This window comes from Acidovorax sp. LjRoot74, from assembly GCF_964254355.1.
GTDB lineage: Bacteria > Pseudomonadota > Gammaproteobacteria > Burkholderiales > Burkholderiaceae_C > Acidovorax.
Map to the genome: position 1 here is coordinate 4591547 of NZ_CAXUTI020000001.1, position 20346 is coordinate 4611892.

The 20346-nt window shown below is 64.0% G+C and carries 23 protein-coding genes; 7 read left to right on the forward strand and 16 right to left on the reverse strand.

The features are described from left to right. Positions 1–2: 2 nt before the first annotated feature. From ACSQ3O_RS21885 to ACSQ3O_RS21905, 5 genes are all read right to left on the reverse strand, one after another. On the reverse strand, positions 3–1016 hold the full coding sequence (locus ACSQ3O_RS21885) for a tripartite tricarboxylate transporter substrate binding protein (RefSeq protein WP_436140471.1): 1014 nt from the start codon (positions 1014–1016) through the stop codon (positions 3–5). Positions 1017–1277: 261 nt separating this feature from the next. Beyond that, on the reverse strand, positions 1278–2021 hold the full coding sequence (locus ACSQ3O_RS21890) for an SDR family NAD(P)-dependent oxidoreductase (protein ID WP_436140472.1): 744 nt from the start codon (positions 2019–2021) through the stop codon (positions 1278–1280). Next, complete coding sequence (gene pcaF, locus ACSQ3O_RS21895; protein ID WP_436140473.1) at positions 2018–3226, reverse strand: 3-oxoadipyl-CoA thiolase; 1209 nt, start codon at positions 3224–3226, stop codon at positions 2018–2020. Before pcaF ends, ACSQ3O_RS21890 begins: the two co-directional genes overlap by 4 nt. A gap of 43 nt (positions 3227–3269) precedes the next feature. After that, positions 3270–3932, reverse strand: a complete 663-nt coding sequence (locus ACSQ3O_RS21900) for a 3-oxoacid CoA-transferase subunit B (protein WP_137745904.1) — start codon at positions 3930–3932, stop codon at positions 3270–3272. A 29-nt stretch (positions 3933–3961) separates the two neighbouring features. Further along, positions 3962–4663, reverse strand: a complete 702-nt coding sequence (locus tag ACSQ3O_RS21905) for a 3-oxoacid CoA-transferase subunit A (RefSeq protein ID WP_137745903.1) — start codon at positions 4661–4663, stop codon at positions 3962–3964. 93 nt (positions 4664–4756) lie between these two features. On the opposite strand from ACSQ3O_RS21905, the gene ACSQ3O_RS21910 reads away from it, so the two are divergent. Further along, complete coding sequence (locus ACSQ3O_RS21910; protein WP_436140474.1) at positions 4757–5557, forward strand: IclR family transcriptional regulator domain-containing protein; 801 nt, start codon at positions 4757–4759, stop codon at positions 5555–5557. Between the two features lie 159 nt (positions 5558–5716). Here ACSQ3O_RS21910 and ACSQ3O_RS21915 read toward each other — a convergent pair whose 3' ends face one another. Then, a complete protein-coding gene (locus ACSQ3O_RS21915) occupies positions 5717–5938 on the reverse strand; it encodes a hypothetical protein (protein ID WP_015015527.1) in 222 nt (73 codons plus the stop codon). A gap of 218 nt (positions 5939–6156) precedes the next feature. Between ACSQ3O_RS21915 and ACSQ3O_RS21920 the strand changes: the two genes are divergently transcribed. Continuing rightward, positions 6157–6591 carry a DUF1841 family protein gene (locus ACSQ3O_RS21920; protein WP_137745901.1) on the forward strand — a complete coding sequence of 145 codons (435 nt, stop codon included), beginning with the start codon at positions 6157–6159 and terminating at the stop codon, positions 6589–6591. Positions 6592–6678: 87 nt separating this feature from the next. Here ACSQ3O_RS21920 and ACSQ3O_RS21925 read toward each other — a convergent pair whose 3' ends face one another. Genes ACSQ3O_RS21925 through ACSQ3O_RS21960 form a run of 8 tightly spaced genes read right to left on the reverse strand, consistent with a single transcriptional unit; the run spans position 6679 to position 14082 of the window. After that, positions 6679–7554, reverse strand: coding sequence for an isocitrate lyase/PEP mutase family protein (locus ACSQ3O_RS21925; protein ID WP_436140475.1), 876 nt, complete (start codon positions 7552–7554; stop codon positions 6679–6681). Between the two features lie 10 nt (positions 7555–7564). Continuing rightward, positions 7565–8776: an ABC transporter substrate-binding protein gene (locus tag ACSQ3O_RS21930; protein ID WP_436140476.1), complete on the reverse strand. Its 1212-nt coding sequence runs from the start codon at positions 8774–8776 to the stop codon at positions 7565–7567. A 56-nt stretch (positions 8777–8832) separates the two neighbouring features. Next, positions 8833–9573 (reverse strand): ABC transporter ATP-binding protein, encoded by a 741-nt coding sequence (locus ACSQ3O_RS21935; RefSeq protein WP_436140477.1) that lies wholly within the window; start codon positions 9571–9573, stop codon positions 8833–8835. Then, on the reverse strand, positions 9557–10405 hold the full coding sequence (locus tag ACSQ3O_RS21940) for an ABC transporter ATP-binding protein (protein WP_436140478.1): 849 nt from the start codon (positions 10403–10405) through the stop codon (positions 9557–9559). Before ACSQ3O_RS21940 ends, ACSQ3O_RS21935 begins: the two co-directional genes overlap by 17 nt. A 5-nt stretch (positions 10406–10410) precedes the next feature. Beyond that, positions 10411–11382: a branched-chain amino acid ABC transporter permease gene (locus ACSQ3O_RS21945; RefSeq protein ID WP_436140479.1), complete on the reverse strand. Its 972-nt coding sequence runs from the start codon at positions 11380–11382 to the stop codon at positions 10411–10413. A gap of 9 nt (positions 11383–11391) precedes the next feature. After that, positions 11392–12255, reverse strand: a complete 864-nt coding sequence (locus tag ACSQ3O_RS21950) for a branched-chain amino acid ABC transporter permease (RefSeq protein WP_043566893.1) — start codon at positions 12253–12255, stop codon at positions 11392–11394. A gap of 16 nt (positions 12256–12271) precedes the next feature. After that, on the reverse strand, positions 12272–12805 hold the full coding sequence (locus ACSQ3O_RS21955) for a 3-isopropylmalate dehydratase (RefSeq protein ID WP_436140480.1): 534 nt from the start codon (positions 12803–12805) through the stop codon (positions 12272–12274). Then, positions 12802–14082: a 3-isopropylmalate dehydratase large subunit gene (locus ACSQ3O_RS21960; protein WP_436140481.1), complete on the reverse strand. Its 1281-nt coding sequence runs from the start codon at positions 14080–14082 to the stop codon at positions 12802–12804. The genes ACSQ3O_RS21955 and ACSQ3O_RS21960 overlap by 4 nt, the downstream gene beginning before the upstream one ends. Before the next feature lie 135 nt (positions 14083–14217). Between ACSQ3O_RS21960 and ACSQ3O_RS21965 the strand changes: the two genes are divergently transcribed. Next, a complete protein-coding gene (locus ACSQ3O_RS21965) occupies positions 14218–15051 on the forward strand; it encodes an IclR family transcriptional regulator (RefSeq protein ID WP_436140482.1) in 834 nt (277 codons plus the stop codon). Positions 15052–15064: 13 nt separating this feature from the next. Here ACSQ3O_RS21965 and ACSQ3O_RS21970 read toward each other — a convergent pair whose 3' ends face one another. Both ACSQ3O_RS21970 and ACSQ3O_RS21975 read right to left on the reverse strand, forming a co-directional pair. After that, positions 15065–16327: a putative Na+/H+ antiporter gene (locus tag ACSQ3O_RS21970; protein WP_436140483.1), complete on the reverse strand. Its 1263-nt coding sequence runs from the start codon at positions 16325–16327 to the stop codon at positions 15065–15067. A gap of 246 nt (positions 16328–16573) precedes the next feature. Beyond that, positions 16574–17236, reverse strand: coding sequence for a c-type cytochrome (locus ACSQ3O_RS21975; RefSeq protein WP_436140484.1), 663 nt, complete (start codon positions 17234–17236; stop codon positions 16574–16576). 106 nt (positions 17237–17342) lie between these two features. Here ACSQ3O_RS21975 and ACSQ3O_RS21980 point away from each other — a divergent pair, with 106 nt between their 5' ends. From ACSQ3O_RS21980 to ACSQ3O_RS21995, 4 genes are read left to right on the forward strand one after another with little or no spacing between them, the layout of a single operon-like run. After that, on the forward strand, positions 17343–18197 hold the full coding sequence (locus ACSQ3O_RS21980; RefSeq protein ID WP_063458900.1) for an AAA family ATPase: 855 nt from the start codon (positions 17343–17345) through the stop codon (positions 18195–18197). Positions 18198–18214: 17 nt separating this feature from the next. Then, positions 18215–18451, forward strand: coding sequence for a hypothetical protein (locus ACSQ3O_RS21985; protein WP_436140485.1), 237 nt, complete (start codon positions 18215–18217; stop codon positions 18449–18451). A gap of 22 nt (positions 18452–18473) precedes the next feature. Further along, positions 18474–19073, forward strand: a complete 600-nt coding sequence (locus ACSQ3O_RS21990; protein ID WP_436140486.1) for a GNAT family N-acetyltransferase — start codon at positions 18474–18476, stop codon at positions 19071–19073. A 21-nt stretch (positions 19074–19094) separates the two neighbouring features. Further along, positions 19095–20282 (forward strand): vWA domain-containing protein, encoded by a 1188-nt coding sequence (locus ACSQ3O_RS21995; protein WP_298449485.1) that lies wholly within the window; start codon positions 19095–19097, stop codon positions 20280–20282. Positions 20283–20346: the final 64 nt, after the last annotated feature.

Here is a 20346-nt window from a genome sequence, read left to right on the forward strand (position 1 = left end):
CCTCAGTCCAAACTTGCACCCGACTCCTTCACCACCTTGCCCCACTTCACGCTTTCAGCCTGGATGAAGGCGGCAAACTGCGCAGGGGTTTCGCTCGTAGCTTCGGCCCCCTGGTCGTTGATCTTCTTCTTCACATCCGCCTGACCCAGCACCTTGACCAACGCAGTGTTCAGCTTGGCCAGCACTGGCGCAGGCGTGCCTGCGGGGGCAAACATGCCGAACCACGACGTGGCTTCGTAGCCCGCCACACCCGCTTCGGCGATGGTGGGCACATTGGGCAGCTCGGGAGAGCGCTTGGCGGTGGTCACGGCAATCGGCACCAGCTTGCCGCTGCGCACATGCTGGATGGCCGAGGGCATGTTGTCGAACATGATGCCGATCTGGTTGCCCAGCAGGTCGGTGACGGCTGGGGCGCTGCCCTTGTAGGGCACGTGCACCATGTCCACCTTGGCCAGGCTCTTGAACAGCTCGCCCGACAGGTGGATGGAGCTGCCGTTGCCCGACGAGCCGAAGTTGACCTTGCCGGGGTTGGCCTTGGCATAGGCGATCAGCTCCTTCACGCTCTTGTAGGGCTGGGCCGGGTTGGCCACCAGCAGGTTGGGGACATTGGCCACGCGCGTGAGCGGAGCAAAGTCCTTGATGGGGTCAAACGGCATCTTCTTGTACAGGCTGGCGTTGATGGCATGGGTGCCCACCGTGCCCATGAAGAGGGTGTAGCCATCTGCCGGAGCCTTGGCCGCCATGGCGCCGCCGATGTTGCCGCCCGCGCCCGCGCGGTTGTCCACGATGACCGACTGGCCCAGCTCGGTGGTCAGCGCCTGGCCGATGATGCGGGCCAGGATGTCGGTGGTGCCGCCTGCGGCAAAGGGCACGACGATGGTGACGGGCTTGCTGGGATAGGCCTGGGCCATTGCGGCGCTGCTGCCCAGCAGGCCCGCACCTGCGATAGCGGCAATGCCCGCGCAGGCAGCGGCCGACAGCGCGGAACGGCGGGTGGTGTGGATGGAACGGGTCATGGTTTGTCTCCTTCAACAAGGTGGATGAAATGGGTCTCACGGACGCGACATCCGGCCGCGCCGTGGCCTCAACCGGGCGCCGAGGCCTCCGGGCGAGAACAGGGGTGCGCCCCTTGCAGGGCGGCAGGGAAGATCAGTTCAGGCTGCTAAGAGCGGCTCACAAAACTCAGCGAAGCGGTTCTGGCTAGGCGCTGTGTCGCAGGCAGTACGAGCAGTACGACAAGACACAGCAACGACGCCAGAAGAGTTTTGTTAGCCGCTCTAAACAGGCGCCACTCCCAGCGTGGTGCCTCCGCACACGTACAACACCTGCCCGGTCACGAAACCGTTGTCGGGCGAGAGGAAAAACAGCGCTGCGCGCGCCACGTCGTCGGGCGTGCCCATGCGGCCCACGGCGATGCTGTTCAGGATGCGCTGCGTCTGCGGCGCACCATCGGGGTTGCTCTGGCGGAAGAGTTCGGTAGCGATGGGCCCGGGGCCGATGGCGTTGACCGTGATGCCGTCACGCCCCAGCTCCATGGCCAGCGTGCGTGTCATGCCGATCATCCCGGCCTTGGTGGCCGAATACACGATGCGCTCGCCCTTGCCCAAAGCGGCGCGCGACGACATGTTGACGATGCGGCCCTGGCCGCTGGCACGCAGCGTGGGCAAGAACGCCTGCACCAGCAACATGGGCGCCCGCAGGTGCAGGCCCACCACGTCATCCAGCTGCGCGGTGGTGGCGGTGTCGATGGTGCCGGGGCGCGTGGCACCCGCGTTGTTCACCAGGGCCGTGACGTTGTGCTTGGCCGCAATCTCGGCCGCACGTTCGCGGGTCGATGCCTCGTCGGTCAAGTCGCCCTGGTACGAGGTGAGTTGCGGGTGGCTCCAGCTGGGCAGCACATAGTCCAGGTTGACCACGGCATGGCCCTGGCCCAGCACGGCCTCGGCAATCGCGCGGCCGATGCCGTTACTGGCACCGGTGATGACTGTGACCGGTGTGGGGTTGCGCTCAATCACGGTCACACGCGCTCCAGGATCACGGCAATGCCCTGGCCCACGCCGATGCACATGGTGCACAGGGCGTACTGGCCAGCATGTTCGTGCAGGCGGTTGACGGCGGTGGTGACCAGGCGCGCGCCGCTGGCGCCCAGTGGGTGGCCCAGCGCAATGGCGCCGCCCCAGGCGTTCACGCGCGCGTCGTCGTCCTTGATACCCAGGGCGCGCAACACGGCCAGGCCTTGCGCGGCAAAGGCTTCGTTGAGTTCGATCACATCCATGTGGTCGATGGTCAGGCCTGTCTGCGCCAGAACCTTGAGCGTGGCAGGCGTGGGGCCAAAGCCCATGATGCGCGGCGCCACACCGGCCACGGCCATGCCCACCACGCGGGCGCGGGGCTTGAGGCCGTATTTGGCGGCGTTGGCTTCATCAGCCAGCAGCAGTGCGCAGGCGCCGTCGTTCACGCCCGACGCGTTGCCCGCCGTCACCGTGCCGTCAGGCCGCACCACGCCCTTGAGCTTGGCCAGCGCTTCCAGGCTGGTCTCGCGCGGGTGTTCGTCCTGGCTCACGATGATGGCGTCGCCCTTCTTTTGCGGGATGTGCACCGGCACGATCTCGCGCGCCAGGTGGCCAGCCTTGATGGCAGCCACCGCGTTGAGCTGGCTGCGCAGGGCCATCTGGTCCTGGGCTTCGCGCTCGATCTTGAAGTCGGTCGCCACGTTCTCGGCGGTTTCGGGCATGGAGTCCACGCCGTACTTTTCTTTCATCAGCTTGTTGATGAAGCGCCAGCCGATGGTGGTGTCGTACACCGCGTTGTTGCGGCTGAAGGCGCTGTCGGCCTTGGGCATGACGAAGGGCGCGCGGCTCATGCTTTCCACCCCGCCCGCGATCATCAGGCCCGCCTCGCCCGCCTTGATGGCGCGCGCTGCGGTGCCCACGGCGTCGAGTCCCGAGCCGCACAGGCGATTGATCGTGGCGCCGGGCACGTCGATGGGCAGGCCTGCGAGCAGACTGGCCATGTGGGCCACGTTGCGGTTGTCTTCACCGGCCTGGTTGGCGCAGCCGTAGAGCACGTCGGTCACGGCCGCCCAGTCCACACCGGGGTTGCGGTCCATCAGCGCCTTGATGGGGATGGCGCCCAGGTCGTCGGTGCGCACGCTGGACAAGGCGCCGCCGTAGCGGCCGAAGGGGGTGCGGATCGCGTCGCAGATGAAGGCTTGGCGGGTCGTCATGGTTTTTGTCTCCTCGGTTCTCGGGTGGGTTGGATAGGTGCGGTCAGGCCGCCGTGGTCTGCGGGGCCCGGATGGGCAGGCCCACCAGTTGCTCCAGCTCCGCCAGCGACAGGCCGGGCACGGTGTCGATGAGCTGCAGCCCGGTGGGCGTGCAGGCCAGTGTGCACAGATCGGTGTAGATACGCTTCACGCACGCGACACCGGTGAGCGGGTAGCTGCATTGCGTGACGATCTTGCTCGCGCCCTGCTTGGTCAGCAGGTCCATCATCACCCAGGTTTGCTTGGCGCCAATGGCCAGGTCCATCGCCCCGCCCACGGCGGGGATGGCGCCGGGCTCACCCGTGCTCCAGTTGGCCAGGTCGCCCGTGGCCGACACCTGGAACGCGCCCAGCACGCAAATGTCCAGGTGGCCGCCGCGCATCATCGCGAAGCTGTCGGCGTGGTGGAAGTACGCGCCGCCGGGCAGCAACGTCACGGGCTGCTTGCCCGCGTTGATGAGGTCGTAATCCTCCAGTCCCGCAGCGGGCGCCGGGCCCATGCCCAGAATGCCGTTTTCGCTTTGCAGGATGACCTCGCGACCCTCGGGGATGTGGTTGGCGACCAAGGTCGGCTGGCCGATGCCCAGGTTGACGTAGGCGCCGTCGTGGATGTCTTGCGCCACACGCTGGGCCAACTCGTCTTTACTACGCTTTTGATAGCTACTCACGCTTACTCCTCAGGCGGTAGGTGCCAATTTCATGCTGATTTCTTGAACCCACCCGCCTGGGTAGCGGTGCGCGCGATCCTTACCACATGGCTCACGTAGATGCCGGGGGTGACGATGGCCTCGGGGTCCAGCGTGCCCAGCTCCACCACTTCGTGCACGGTGGCAATCGTGGTCTTGGCAGCAGTGGCCATCACCGGGCCAAAGTTGCGCGCCGACATGCGGTAGGTGAGGTTGCCCCAGCGGTCGCCCTTCTCGGCCTTGATCAGGGCCACGTCACCGTGGATGGGGTATTCAAGCACGTAGTGTTTGCCATTGATCTCACGCGTCTCCTTACCGGCGGCCAGCTCCGTGCCATGCGCCGTAGGGCAGAAGAAGGCGCCGATGCCCGCGCCCGCAGCGCGCAGGCGCTCGGCCAGATTGCCCTGGGGCACGAGTTCGAGTTCGAGCTTGCCACTGCGGTACAGCTCATCGAACACATAACTATCGACCTGGCGCGGAAAGCTGCAGATGATCTTGCGCACCTGCCCGGCCTTGAGCAGCGCGGCCAGGCCCTGGTCGGCATTGCCAGCGTTGTTGTTGACCACGGTGAGGTCCCGCGCACCCTGGGCGATGAGGCCGTCGATCAGCTCGCCCGGAATCCCGGCCGTGCCGAAGCCTCCTATCAACACCGTGGCACCATCCTTCACCCCCGCAAGGGCCTGGGCCACCGAGTCCGCCAGTTTGTTGATCATTGCAACGCTTTCTAGGTTTGCTTGTGTTGTCTCTCTGAAATTTGTTCACATAAAGAACAAATGTTCGCTTAAAGAATTATAGTTGGCATACGTATGAATTCCCAAACCCCTGAAGCCAAAGACCCCAAACCGAGCGACAGCTATGTGCAGTCGTTCGCGCGCGGGCTGGAGGTGATCCGCTCGTTCAGCGCAGCCACACCGCAGCAAACCTTGAGCGAAGTGGCGGCGCAAACCGGCCTGACCCGCGCAGGCGCGCGCCGCATCCTGCTCACGCTGCAGACGCTGGGCTATGTGGAGACGGACGGCAAGCTGTTTCGCCTGAGCCCGCGCATCCTGGATTTGGGGTTTGCGTACCTGTCCTCGCTGCCCATCTGGAACCTGGCCGAGCCGGTGATGGAAGACCTGGTGGAAGAGGTGCGCGAGTCGTCATCGGCCGCCGTGCTCGATGGCCTGGACATCGTTTACGTGCTGCGCGTGCCCACGCACAAGATCATGCGCACCACGCTGGGCGTGGGCTCGCGCCTTCCCGCGTGCTGGACGTCCATGGGCCGCATGCTGCTGGCAGGGTTGCCAGACGACGAACTGCGGGCCCGGCTGCAGGGCCACCCCCTGCAACGCTTTACCGCGCACACCACCACGGATATGGAGGCGCTGCTGGCCCACATCCGCCAGGCGCGACAGCAAGGCTGGTGCCTGGTGAACCAGGAACTGGAAGAGGGATTGATTTCGATTGCTGCGCCCCTGACCAACCGCACAGGGCAGACGGTGGCGGCGCTCAACATCAGCGGTCAGGCCAACCGCACGAGTGCGGCCATGATGCAGGAGAGCCTGCTGCCCGCGCTGCTGAGCGCGGCGCGGACCATTTCGCGCATGATGGGAGCGCCAAGGGGGTAGGCGCCTTGGGACGAACGGAACATCCTCAACGGGAGTTGGGGGTCACCCATCGCGACGAGCGCCTGAAACTGAAGCTCCAACACTCGTCTTACGTGGATAGGGCAAGGGCCGGAGCCGCAACCCCAGCCGCTCGCCACGACGGGTGAACGATAGGTGACCTCAGTTCTTGCGAAAGCCCAGCACCAGCACCACGCCGCCCAGCACCATCGCGCCCAGGCTCATCCACTGCGGAATGTTGACGGACTCTTTTTCCTTCACGGTGAGTTCCAGCGGCCCCAGCTTGGCCTGGGTGGTGTCCTTGGTAAAGCTGAAGCCACCGGTCAAAAACCCGGCTAGGCCCAGCACCAACAGCAGCACACCCACAATTCGCATTGCCTTCATGACAGTTCTCCCAACATGCCGGGTTTTGAGGACTGCAACAAAGGGGACCCGGCTCCCTGCCTTTGCGCCAGCCCAATGTAGGTGCGCGAGCCCGCCGCCCGCGTAGGACGCCGCCCCGGCGCCCTGTAGCGCGCGGGCGCGACCCGCACCGCCCTGCCCTCGCCCTCACCGCCCCTGCGCGTGCCAGGCCCTTGCCCTGCGTGCTACCCTCATGCCCCATGTTCAGCCCCTCCCAAGCCGATGTGCGCCGCTTTCTGTGCGGTGTGCACGCCAAGACCCAGAGCGGCGCCCCCATGGAAGCCATCGAAACTTTGGCCAGCCTGTGGATCGCCGAGCACCCCGAATACCACGCCGACCTGTCGGATGCCGACGCCGCCGTGGCGCGCAACTACGACGAAACACCGGACCAGACCAATCCGTTTTTGCACCTGTCGATGCATCTTTCGATCAGCGAACAGTGCAGCATCGACCAGCCCCGTGGCATCCGCCAGGCGGTGGAGCTGCTGACGGCACGCCTCGACTCGCTGCACGACGCACACCACGCCGCCATGGACTGCCTGGGCGAGATGCTGTGGGAGAGCCAGCGTTCCGGCCGACCGCCGGATGGCAACGCCTACATCGCCGCCGTGCAACGCCGCGCCACGCGCGATTGATCCGGCAAGCCTCTGAGAAAGCGACAAAGGCCAGTGCCCCATGGGCACTGGCCTTTGTTTTTGGTGGTGAAAGCCCTTCAGGGACGATCAAGCCGTTTCGTAATGCGCCTGGCACTCTTCCATCGCCTTCCAGCCGATCACTTCCTTGAAGTCGGCCATGCTGGTCTGCCCGCAGGGCAAGCCGTCCACATCGCCCGTGCGGCGCGCCGACAGCGTGGCCAGGTTCTTCTGCAAGGCATGCACCGTGCTCATCAGCGTCACCACCGGGTAGGTGGCAAAGGCCGCCACTTCTTCGATCTGCGAGCGCGTCAGGCGCGACATCCACAGCCCCTGCATGAGCTGCAGCGACAGCCGGCGGCCCGAGGCATCGCGCAAGCGCACCAGGTCCTCATAGCCCTTGAAGGTGCGCGAGATGGGCTGGATCAGGTCCGCCCCGGCTTCGGCAAAACGCACGGCGCGCTCGATGGCCTCCTCGGGGTCTGCCACATCGGTGCGTGCGACGATGAGGAAGTCCGGGTCCTGACGGGCATCCACCGCTGCCTTGATGCGCGCCACGGCGTCCGGGATGGACACCACAGGCGTAACGGCCGCCGCCGCCGGGCAGCGCTTGGGGCTGATCTGGTCCTCGATAGAGATGGCCGCCACGCCCGCCTTCTCAAATTCACGCACCGTACGGGCGACGTTGATCACGTTACCGTAGCCGGTGTCGGCATCTGCAAACACTGGCTTCTTCACCACATTGACGATGTGGTGCACCACGCCGACATTTTCCGTCAACGTGTAGACCTCCATGTCTGGCTGGCCCAGCAACGATGCCGAGATGCCAAAGCCGGTGGTGAAGATGCCATCAAAGTCCGACTGGTCGACCAGCAGGGCCGAGAGGGCATCCTGAGCGCCCGCCATCCAGAAAGTGGGGCCCGACTGGATACGCGCACGCATATGTTGTCGCAAGCTCTTGGTCATGGTCAGGTCCTCAGCGCTTCACAGGGTCGATATAGCTGCCCATGGACACGAACTTCTGGTCCTTGAGCTCCATCAGCGCCACGCCTGTCTGGCCGCGCCGCGCATAGCCACCAGCACTGATAGGCTGGAAGGTGATCTTGGGGCCAATCTTCTGGTCAAAGTCCTTCATGCCATCCAGCTCGGCCACCACCTTGGCACGGCTGGGCTCGGCACCGGCACGCTTCAAAGCCTCAACCGTCACAGCGGCTGACGAATAGCCCATCAGCGCCATCGACGTGGGCGCCGACTTGGGGTACAGCTTGGCGTAGCGCTGGAAGAACGACTGGATGGCCGGGTTGTTGCCGTCCACGGCGTCGTAGTACGAAGCCACGTACAGCTTGGACTGCGTCTTGCCCAGCAGCTCGATGAACTTGGGGTCGTTGAGACCGCCCGCGCCAAACACCGTGGGCTTCCAGCCCAGCTTTTCGGCACCGCGGAAGAACTGCACGGCCTCCTGACCCAGCGCGTAAACGATGACCACATCCGGCTCAGCCTGCTTGAGCTTAAAGACCTGGGAGGTGAGGTCGGTCGCAAAGCGCTCGAAGGTCTGTGCCTCGACCAGCTTCATGCCGTGCTTTTCCATGCGCTGCACGGCAATGTCGTAGGCCGGCTTGCCCCAGCCGTCGTTCTGGTAAAGCATCGCGATCTTCTTGGCCTTGAGCACCTCGACCGCGTGGTCGATGTAGGCCGCCGTCTCGGTGGACTGCGGTGATGGCAGTACGTACAACAAGTCGCGCGGCGGGTTGGAGGTCAGGTCCGAGATGCTCAGCGCGCCAATGGTGGGCACCTTCTTGGTGGAGCTGTATTCGTAGGCGCTGATGTTGGTGGCGTGGCCGATGTTGCCCACCATGGCAAACACCTTGTCGCGCTCGACCAGCAGCTTCGCATTGGCCACCGACTTGGCGGGCTTGAGCTCGTCGTCATAGGTAATGAGCTTGATCTTGCGGCCGTTGACGCCGCCTTGCTCGTTGACCATGTCGAAGTACGTGCGCATGCCTTCGTCCACGGCCTTGCCCATGTAGGCCAGCGTGCCCGACAGCGGTTGCGAGGAGCCCAGAACGATCTCCTGGGTCAGCACACCTTCGTCCTTGTTCTCGAAAGCCTGCACGTCCAGCGTGGTCGCCATCAGGCAGCTTGCTGCGGCGGCAGCCAGCAGCGTACGGCGTGGAATGAAGTGACTCATGGTTTGTCTCCTGTGTTTATCGGTGGGAAAGGAACTTGGGGGGTCTGGGTTGGCGATCAGCCGCCCAGATAGGCGCGGCGGATGTCCTCATTGCCCGCCAGCTCGGCGGCCGGGCCTTGCATCACCACGCGGCCGGTCTCGATGACGTAGCCTTCGTCGGAGATGTCGAGCGCAATGTCTGCGTCCTGCTCCACGATGAGCAGCGTGAGGTTTTCGCGGTCGCGGATGTCGCGCAGCGTTTCGAAGATGGCGTCCTTCAGGATGGGGGCCACGCCCATGGAGGGCTCGTCCAGCATCAGCAGGCGCGGCTTGGCCAGCAGGCCCCGGGCAATGGCCAGCATCTGCTGCTCGCCGCCCGACAAGGTGCCGGCGCGCGAGGTGATGCGCTCCTTGAGCCGGGGGAAATAGCCCAGCACACGGTCGATGTCGTCGCGCACCTCGGCGGCGGGGCGGGTGTAGCCGCCCAGCACCAGGTTGTCGCGCACGGTGAGCTGCGCAAACACCATGCGGCCTTGCGGCACATGGGCAATGCCGCGCCGCACCAGCGCTTCGGCAGGCACGTTGACAATGGACTGGCCATCAAAAATGGCCTGACCCTCGCTGACCGGCAGCAGGCCCGAGAGCGCACGCATCAGCGTGGTCTTGCCAGCCCCATTGGCGCCCAGCACACACACGATGCGGGCCTGCGGTACCCGCAGGCTTACGCCGTGCAGCGCGCGGATCTTGCCGTAGCCCGCGCTCAGGTTGTCCACGCTCAGCAGTGCCGGTGCACTGGATGTCTCAACGCCGTTTACCACTCTTGCCTCCTCCGAGATACGCCTCGACCACGGCGGGATGGTTCTCGATCTCCCTGGGTGTGCCCTGCGCCAGGAAGGCGCCGTTGTGCATCACGGTGATCGTGTCCGAGATGGACATCACCAGCGGCATGCTGTGCTCGATGAGCAGCAGCGTCGCTTGCGTGTTGGCCTGCAGCCGCTTGAGCGTTTCGCCCAGAGCGTCGATCTCGCGGTTGTTCATGCCCGCAGCGGGCTCGTCCAGCAACATCAGGCGTGGCTCCAGCGCCATGGCACGGGCCAGCTCCACCAGCTTTTGCGTGCCGTAGGGCAGGTCGCGCACCACCGCATGCGCATGGGCGTGCAGGCTGAGCTTTTCAAGCACCGCCTCCACACGCTCACGCTCTTCGCGCTCCTCTCGGCGCTGGCGCGGCAGACACAGCAGGGCCTCCACCAGCGTGGCGCGCATCGCCATCGACCGCGCAATCAGCACGTTGTCAAACACGGTCAGTTCGGCAAACAGCTCCAGGTTCTGGAACGTGCGTGCAATGCCCAGCCGCGCCACCTGGTGGGCCTTGCAGCCCAGCAGCTCCACGTCACCGGAGGTTGTGCGATAGCGCATGGCGCCTTGCTGGGGCGTGTAGAAGCGGCTGATGCAATTGAGCATCGTCGTCTTGCCAGCGCCGTTGGGTCCGATGAGTGCGTGCACCGTGCCGGGCATCACGTCGAAGCTCACGTCCTGCACGGCTACGATGCCGCCAAACGCCATGCGCACACCCTGGATGCTGAGCAAAGGCGCAGCCCGGCCGGGAACTGCCACCACAGGCGCCTGCGACGGCAAGGTCTTGTCGTCCATCACTCTCATCGCACCCCCCCGCTCTGCGCTGCATCTGCACCGGGCAAACGCTTGCGCTTGAAGAGGCTGGCCAACCCGTCGGGCAGGAACATCAGCGCCAGGATCATCGCGACGCCATACAGCGCGCGCTGGAACTGATCGAACCCCAGGTACGTGAGCAACTGCGGCGCACCGATGACGAACACTGCGCCCAGCACCGAGCCCAGGATGGAGCCCAGCCCGCCTACGATGACCATCGAGACGAAGCTGATCGACACCATGATGCTGAAGAGCGATGGGTCGATAAAGCGCACCAGTGGCGCGTACAGCGCGCCCGACAGGCCCGTGTAGAACGCACACACGCCAAACGCCACCAGCTTGAGCGCCGTGGTGTTCAGCCCCAGGGCGCGGGCCGCCGTCTCACTGCCCTTGATGGCCAGAAAGCCCCGCCCGAAGCGGCTGCGTGCCAGGTTGCGCGCAACCCACAGCGCCCCCGCCAGCACGACGGCGGTGAACACGTGGTACGCGCGCTCGTCCAACGCCCAGCCAAACAGGGTGGGTCCAGGTGCGCCCATGCCGTTCTCGCCGCCCGACATGTCACCGCTGGACTTGGCAATCTCTACCGAGATCATCACAAACCCCAGCGTGGCAATCGCCAGGAACACCTCCTCCAGACGCAGCACGGGCAGAGCCAGCAGCAGCCCCACCACGGTGGCGATGCTGGCGGCAATGAACATAGACAGCACCAGCGGCACGCCAAAGTGCGTGGTCAAGATGGCCGAGCCATAGGCACCGATGCCGAAGAACACGGCACCCGCCATGGAGATCAGGTTGGTGTAGCCCGTGAGGATGTTGGTGCCGAACGAAGCCAGCGTGTAGATGATGACGAGCGTGAAGATGTACAGCACGTAGCCACCGGGCACTAGTGGCGCCAGCACGAAGGCCAGCACAAACAGCACCGGGCCGAGCCAGGGGTAGGTGTCAAAGACTTTGGTCATGGCGGCTCCTTAGACCTTCTTGATCTGGGCGCGGGCCAGCAAACCGTGGGGACGCAGGATCAGGATGACCAGCATCACGATGAAGGGCACGGCGTCCTTCCAGGCCGAGGACACATAGGCGCCAGTGAGGTTTGACGACACACCAATGATCACGCCGCCCAAAAGCGCGCCTGGCATGCTGCCAATGCCACCCAGCACCGCAGCAGCGAACGCGAAGTGAAGTGCGTGCTGCATCATCGAAAAGTGCACGAAAGTCAGCGGCGCAATCAGCAAGCCCGCCGTGGCTGCGATCACGTGCGACAGCGCCCAGGCCAACGCATAGATGCGCTTGATCGGAATGCCCATGAGGCGCGCAGCCGTGGGGTTTTCCATCGTCGCCTGCATGGCAATACCCAGCCGCGTGAAGCGGAAAAACGCAAACAGCAGGGCGGCCAACGTAGCGCACACGGCCACGATGCCCAGGTCAATGCCCGAAACAATCACGCCCCCGATGTCGATGGGCGCGGCCGGGAAGATGCTGGGCAGCTCCTGCGTGTCTTTGCCCCACACCCAGATGGCCAGATCGCCAAACACCAGGAACAGGCCCAGCGTGCAGATCGCAGACGACAGCAGCGCCTTGCCAATGAAGCGGCGAATGATGAACCGCTCGATCGCCATGCCCAGAGCCGCGCCAAAGAGCAGCGTGAGCGGCACCACAGCCCACAGCGGCAGGCCCAGCTTGAACAGCGTGTAGGCCACGAAGGCCGAGAGCATGGCTGCTTCGCCATGCGCGAAATTGAGGATGCCCGTCGCCTTGAACACCATCACGATGCCCAGGGCGATGAGCCCGTAGATGGCGCCCAGGGCGACGCCGCTGACAATCATCTGCAACATGGTATGCCCCTGCCCGTCACGCCGCCGCAGCGGCAGCACGCTCGCGTGCCAGCCGGGCCTTGAGATAGGGCGTGAACCCACCCGCCTCGATCGTGGCGCGCTCGGTGGACGACCAGGGCTCGAACGGCAGTGTCTGCCCCGTGCGCTGGTTGACCACCACGCCGCGCTCCCAATCCACCTGCAGGGTGTCCCACCGCTGCGTCGCCGCGCGGATGCCCGGGCAGGTGATCAGCGGGAACCCCATGCTGATCTCGCCCCGGAAGAAACCGGGAGAGAACGACTCGGCAATCACGCCTGCCACGCCCAGGTGGCGCATGGCGCGCATGGCCGGGTAATGCGGGTGGCCATAGCCAAAGTTCTGCCCGCCCACCAGCAAGTCACCTTTGGCAACGGACTGGGCAAAGTCAGGGTCGTAGCTGGTCATGGTGACCGCTGCCAGCTCGTTGATGTCGGTGATCTTGATGTTCTTGATGCCGACGATCAGGTCGATGTCGTAGTCGTCTTCCGTAAAGACCCAGGCCGCGCGGCCGTGCAAGGTGGGCAGAGTCATGCTGCACTCCCTTCGGTGTTGGAGAGGTAAGGCCGGGGGTCGGTGATGCAGCCCTCCAGGGCCGATGCAGCCACCACAGCGGCGTTGCAGATGAAGATTTCAGAATCGGCACTGCCCATGCGACCGGGCGTGTTGAGCGTGCCGGTGGAGACAGCGCGCTGACCATCCGTCATGGTGGCAATGCGGCCATAGCAGTAGTCGCAGCTGGAGGAGCTGATGAAAGCGCCCGCATCCACCAGGGTCGAAATCAGGCCTTCGCTGGCTGCTTGGGACATGATGGCCTGCGAGGTGGGCACCACATGCAGCTGGAAGCCCGGCTTGATCTTGCGGCCCTTGAGCACCTGCGCTGCAATGCGTAGGTCTTCCAATCGGCCGCTGGCGCAGCTGCCCAGATAGCCCATGTGCACTTCCAGGCCAGCGTACTCGGTCAGGTCCCGCGTGTTGGCGGGGCTGGGTGGTGCCACCACGATGGGGGCCAGGTTGCTCACATCCACCGTCACCACGCGGTCGTAGTGCGCGTCGGCATCAGGGTAAACCGGGTCCAGCGCGATCTTGGCGCGGCCCTTGGCGTATTCAAGCGTCTTGGCATCGGGGGCGATCAGCATCGTCGTCGCGCCCAGGAACATGGCCTGGCCGCAGATCGTCTGGCGGCCTTCGATGCTCATGGCGTCAATCACGGGGCCGCACAGCTCCACCACCTTGAATCGGCAGGACGAAGGCCCCATCACCCGCACCAGGTGGTGAAAGATATCCCGCGCCATCACGCCGGGCTGCACCGTACCGGTGACTTCGATCTTGACCGTGCCGGGCACCACGAGCGCCATGCGCTCGGAGACAAAGGTCTCCAGCACGCTCTTGCGGGCGCCCATCGCCAGGGTGCCGAACGCGCCCAGCTGGCTCACATGCCCGTCAAAGTGCACAGCAAACGCCCCTGGCGTGGCATAGCCGAGTTCGGCAGATACCTGGTGGCCAATGCCTTCGCGCTCATGCACAGGCACACCCTGCTCCTTGCCCCAGGCACGGGTGATCTTATGGAGTTCTTCCTCCTTGGGGGCAGCCGCCGGGACCATGTGGTCGATGAACAGCACAAAGCGCTCAGGGCTTGGCACCTTGTCCACACCGAACTCCTCCTTGGCCTCCTTGAAGAACACATCGGTGTAGCCCGGAAAGTCGTAGGCAATCACGAAATCCGGCCGCGCCAGGATCTCGTCGCCCGCCCTGACGGCAGGCACCCCTGCAACCCGGGCGAGGATCTTTTCAGTCATCGTGTAAGACATGCGGCTTTACCCAGTTATCCACTATGTGGAAGTTGAACAAATCGTTTGATCACTTATTAAAAAATCAAACGCCAGCTCAACTGCCTGGGTAAACCCTATATTGCCCACCATGTGGATACAAACTACAAACACAATATGAATAAAAACACCACAACAGTCCCCTTTGAGACAAAAAAACCGCCACATAGTGGAAATCTAAAAACTGGCACCCAGAGCATTGAGCGCGTGGTGCAGATGCTCCGTATCGTGGCGTCTCGTGGAAAAGGCGGCATGCGCATCGGCGAAATCGCCACCACCAGCGGTCTGCCGCAATCGACCTGCTTTCGCATGCTTCATCGCTTGGAGGCAGAAGGTTTGTTGAACCGAGACACGCACACGCGCAAGTACTACCTGGGGCCGCTGCTGTATGAGCTGGGCTTGCTCGCACGGCCCCGCTACCGACTGTCGGAACTGTGTGACGGCGCGCTGCAGAAGCTGGCCGAAGTCACACAGGACACCATCTACCTGAGCGAACGCAGCGGGCTGGAGGCTGTGTGCACCCACCGCGCACTGGGCGACTACCCCATCAAGTCATTGGCGCTGGATGTGGGCATTCGCCGGCCGCTGGGCGTCGGTGCGGGCGGGCTGGCCATCTTGTGCGCCCTGCCGCCGGACGAGGCAGAGTCCATCATCGAAGCCAATGCACCTAAGTACGAGAAGTACGGATTCGTCACAGCCCCCTACCTGCGCGAAGCGATCAAGGTAGGGCGCGAGAAGGGTTACGCGTTTCTGGACAGCGTGGTCACGCCGGGTACAGCCGCCATTGGCATTGCCTTCCCGCCAGACAACCCCATCGCAGCCATCAGCGTGGCCGCCATCTCGGGGCGGCTCGAATCGCACCGGCGTGATGAGGTGGCCCGGCTGATGCGCCCTCAGATCCGATCCATCTGCGAAGCCATGACCAACCAGGCGGTGCTGGCTGATCGCTGACCGTCTCACAACACTACAGCACCCGGAACGCTATCACCGCCAGCAGCGTAGGCGGCAAGGCCCCCAGCAGCAGACCCAACGGGTTGACAACGCCGTCCGAGAATTTCTCCTTCAGGATGGATGCCCCGGCCGGGTTGGGCGCATTGGCAATCACCGTCAGGCCACCCCCCGTGACGGCGCCCGCCACCAAGGCCACCTTGAACTCGTCGCTCAGGCCTTCGACCAGCGAGCCCAGGTAGGTCAGCGCAGCGTTGTCGGTGAACGCGGTGAGCGCCGCAGCGCCAAAGAACACGGCGTTGGCATCCATCTTCATGAGCACGGGCTGCAGCCACCATTGCTGCAAGCCACCCAGCACCACCAGCCCGGCAAGGAAGAACGCCACCAGCAGCGCCTCGCGCAGAATCAGCGGGTTTTGGTGGCGCTGGTAGGCCGTGGTGAACCCCATGAAGAACAGGAACAGGCCCAGGAACACTGCGGGATGGTGCGCAAACACCACCACCAGCACCAGGAACGCGAGGTGAACACCCGCCACGGTCCACGGCACGGGGGACTCGGCGGCAGGGATCTTGCGCCCCATGTGACCCAGCTGGTTACGGAAGATCAGCATCGCAATGCCCGCGTTGACGAGCACGGCCACCGCCGCCTTCCAGCCGAAGTTCGACATCATGAACCAGATGTCCCAGTTCCACTTGGCGGCCACCATCAGCACGGGCGGCGCCGCAAAGGAAGTGAGCGTTCCACCGATGGAGATGTTCACGAACAGCACGCCGATGGTCGAATACTTGAGCCGGCTGGAGATGGGGTGGGAGAACAGCGTGTCCCGCAGCATCAGGGCGGCCAGCGTCATCGCTGCCGGTTCGGTGATGAACGACCCGAGCAGGGGTACGAACGCCAGCACCACAAAGTACATGGCCATGCCGCGCTGCACGGGCAGCAGGGCTGCAAGCGCCCGCACCACGGCCCCGGACAGCTCCAGAATGGGGCGGGTGGCAGCAATCACCATGATCGCGAACACGAACAAAGGCTCTGTGAAATTGCGCGAGTCCAGATAGGCCGTGGCCTCCTGTTTTCCGCTGATGGAAAACATGAACAGCATGAGCACCATGGCCCAGAAGCCGAAAACGACCTCCACCTCGCCCAGCAGATGCCAGATGCCCGCATGCCGTGGCTGCGTGTGCGCCAGGTGCTCGAAGAACTTGGTGGAAAAAGTGTGGAGGATGGCCAGTCCGAACAGGACGGCGCCGATCACTTGGATCAGGGTCGGAGAAGAGTTCATGGGTCGCAGCGAAGCCGCGCGGCGGCCCGACCAGCGCATGAACCTGCCGAATCACCATGACTGCGACACCCTCGTCCATTCTACTAAGGTCCACCAAAACCCCTTGTAGGCGCAGGCCGCGTTCGGGTTCGTCCAGGGACTTTGGCAGGGGCCCGCACACCGGTGGGGCTCCTGCGCCCGCAACCGCAGCCCCATGAAAAAAGCCCGCCAAGGCGGGCTTTCGGGAGCGCGGGCCAGGTGGCCGTATCAGCGGAAACGCGACTGGGGCACCACGTGCAGGTCGCCATCAACGCTGCTGATGTAGTTGGCCAGGGCCTTCAGCTCGGCATTGGTGAACTGCTTGGCCACGCCACCCATGATGGCGTTGTTGCGGCCCACATTGGCATTCTTCTCCACCTTGTAAGACTTGAGCGCCACAAAGAGGTAGTCAGCGTGCTGGCCCGCGATCTTGGGGTAGGAAGGATCGATGGGCTTGGCGAAGTTGTCACCGTGGCAGGACACGCACGCGCCCTTCTTGAGCAGCTCGGCTACTTGCACGCTGGGTTCGCGCGATGACTTGGCGGGCAGCTCGGCGCCGGTCTTGCCGTGTTGTTCGTAATAGGCCGACACATCGGCGATGTCTTTTTCAGACAGCGACTCGGCGATGCCGCGCATGGTGGGGTGCTTGCGCTCACCCTTTTGGTAAGCGACCAGCGCTGCCGCAATGTACTTGGCGCTTTGGCCCGAGATCATGGGCACCTTGTGCACTTCGGGGAAGCTGGCCTGGTAGCCCGGGATGCCATGGCAGCCGATGCACATGGCGATCTTTTGCTTGCCTGCTTCCACGTCGCCTTTGGCTTCCTGGGCATGGGAGATAGCGGTCACGGAAGCGACAGCCAGGGCAAATAGCGTGGTCAGCGTTTTGTTCATTTTGCGCGCACAATCTCGTGGAAGTTCAGCTCTGGGCTCTGATCAGCCGTTGATTATAGCCAGCGCCCTGTCAAGCCCATTCATCAACGATCCGGTGTTTTCCCCCATGAAATTCCAAGGCTCCCAGAACTACGTCGCCACCCAAGACCTGATGCTGGCCGTGAACGCTGCCATCACGCTGCAACGGCCGCTGCTGATCAAGGGCGAGCCCGGCACGGGCAAGACGATGCTGGCCGAGGAAGTTGCGCAGGCGCTAGACATGCCCCTGTTGCAATGGCACATCAAGTCCACCACCAAGGCCCAGCAGGGCCTGTATGAATACGACGCGGTGAGCCGCCTGCGCGACAGCCAGCTCAATGATGGCGACAGCGCCGAGCGCGTGAAGAACATCCGCAACTACATCGTGCAGGGCGTGCTGTGGCAGGCCTTCACGGCCGACCGCCCTGTGGCGCTGTTGATCGACGAAATCGACAAGGCCGACATCGAGTTCCCGAACGACCTGCTGCGCGAAATCGACCGCATGGAGTTCTACTGCTACGAAACGCGCGAACTCATCAAGGCCAAGCACCGCCCGCTGGTGTTCATCACCTCGAACAACGAGAAGGAGCTGCCCGACGCCTTCCTGCGCCGCTGCTTCTTCCACTTCATCAAGTTCCCTGAAGCCGACACGATGCGGCAGATCATCAACGTGCACTTCCCTACGCTCAAGAGCGAGCTGCTCAGCGTGGCGATGAAGACGTTCTATGACGTGCGCAACCTGCCGGGCCTGAAAAAGAAGCCCTCGACCAGCGAACTGATCGACTGGCTCAAGCTGCTGGTGGCCGAAGACATCCCGCTCACCGCCCTGCAAAGCGCCGACAACAAGGTGGCCGTGCCTCCGCTGGTGGGCGCGCTGCTGAAGAACGAGCAAGACGTGAGCCTGTTCGAGAAGCTGGTGTTCATGAACCAGCGCAACCGCTGATCCCGGACGGCCCGCCCATGACCGCCCCCAATCCCCCCTCCCTCGCGGACGGCATCTCCGACGCGGTCGGATTTGTCGGAGGCGCGCTGGCCGGCTTCTGGCTGGGCCAATGGCTGGGCATGGACATCTTTGCACCTGGCTATGGCACCCCGGCCCTGATTGGCATTGCCCTGGTCGGCTTGGGCGGTGGCCTGGGCCTGCATGCGGCCAAACGCTGGCAGGCCAGCCGCCGCAGCAAGTCCTCCAAAAGCTGACAAAGCGCCCGGAGCAAGACCCATGGCTTTTGTAGAACCCATCACGTTGCGCGACTGCGGCGTGCGCCTGGAACCCCTGGCCCTGTCGCACGAAGAAGGCCTGCGCCTGGCTGCCGCCGATGGCGAGCTGTGGAAGCTGCGCGTGACCTCGGTGCCCGAGCCGCAGGACACCCGCGCCTACATCGAAACCGCCTTGAAGGGCCGCGAAGAAGGCCACCGCTTTGCGTTTGCCGTGGTCGATGACGTCACCGACAAGGTGCTGGGCTGCACCAGCTTCCACGACATCCTGCCTGCCGTGAAACGGGTCGAGATTGGCTACACCTGGTACTGCCAGAGCGTGCAGCGCAGCCATGTCAACACCACCTGCAAACTGTTGTTGTTGCAGCATGCCTTCGACACCCTGGGCTGCCACGTGGTGGGCTGGCGCACCGACAACTACAACTTCGCCTCGCAAAGGGCCATCGAACGCCTGGGCGCCAAAAAAGATGGCGTGATCCGTGGCCACGCGCTGCGCCGCGACGGCACCATCCGCGACACAGTGATGTACAGCATGCGCGCGGGCGAGTGGCCCGAGGCGCGCGCGCAGTTGCTATACCTTTTGGAGCGCAACAAGCTCGCCTGACGCGCGCAAGGAGCCAAGAACATGCTGATCGACTTCTTCTACACCCTGCGCTCGGCCAAGTTGCCCGTGTCGGTTAAGGAATACCTCACCCTGCTCGAAGCCCTGCAGGCCGGTGTGGTGGGCCCCAAGTCAGACGACGCCTGGAGCCTGGACGACTTCTACAACCTCTCGCGCCTCACGCTGGTCAAAGACGAGAAGCACTTCGACAAATTCGACCGGGCCTTCGGCGCCTACTTCAAGGGCGTCGAGATGGTGGCTGACTTCACCAAGGAGATCCCGGCCGACTGGCTGCGCAAGATCCTGGAGAACGAACTCACGCCCGAGCAAAAAGCCGCCATCGAGAAGATGGGCTGGGACGAGCTGATGGAGACGCTGAAGAAGCGCCTCGAAGAACAGAAAGAGCGCCACGAAGGCGGCAACAAGTGGATCGGCACGGGCGGCACGAGCCCCTTTGGCCATGGCGGCTACAACCCGCAGGGTGTGCGCATTGGCGGCGCGGGCAAGAACAAGAGCGCCGTGAAGGTGTGGGAACAGCGCGCCTACAAGGACTACGACGACCAGCAGGAGCTGGGCACACGCAACATCAAGGTGGCGCTGCGCCGCCTGCGCAAGTTTGCGCGCGAAGGGCATGAGCTGGAACTGGACCTGCCCGACACCATCCGCAGCACGGCAGCCAATGCAGGCTACCTGGATATCAAGATGGTGCCCGAGCGGCACAACAACGTGAAGGTGCTGCTGCTGATGGACGTAGGCGGCACCATGGACGAACACATCCAGCGCGTGGAAGAGCTGTTCAGCGCCGTGAAGAGCGAGTTCAAGCACCTGGAGTTCTACTACTTCCACAACTGCGTGTACGACTTCATGTGGAAGAACAACCGCCGCCGCTTTGCCGAGAAGTTCCCGACCTGGGACATCATCCGCAAGTACAACCGCGACTACAAACTGATCTTTGTGGGCGATGCGACCATGAGCCCGTACGAGATCCTGCAGCCCGGCGGCAGCGTGGAATACAACAACGAGGAGGCGGGTGCCGAGTGGATCCAGCGCCTCACACACGCCTTCCCCAAACACGCGTGGATCAACCCCGAGCCCCAGGGCGTGTGGCAGTACCGCCAAAGCATCAGCATCATCCAGCAGCTGATCGGCAACCGCATGTACCCGCTGTCGCTCAAGGGGCTGGAAGAGACCATGCGGCTGCTGTCGAAGTAAGCCGAGCGGCTGGTACGGCACTGAGAAACCATTGCGCGCCGCTGTCTGACACGGACGGGCCGTT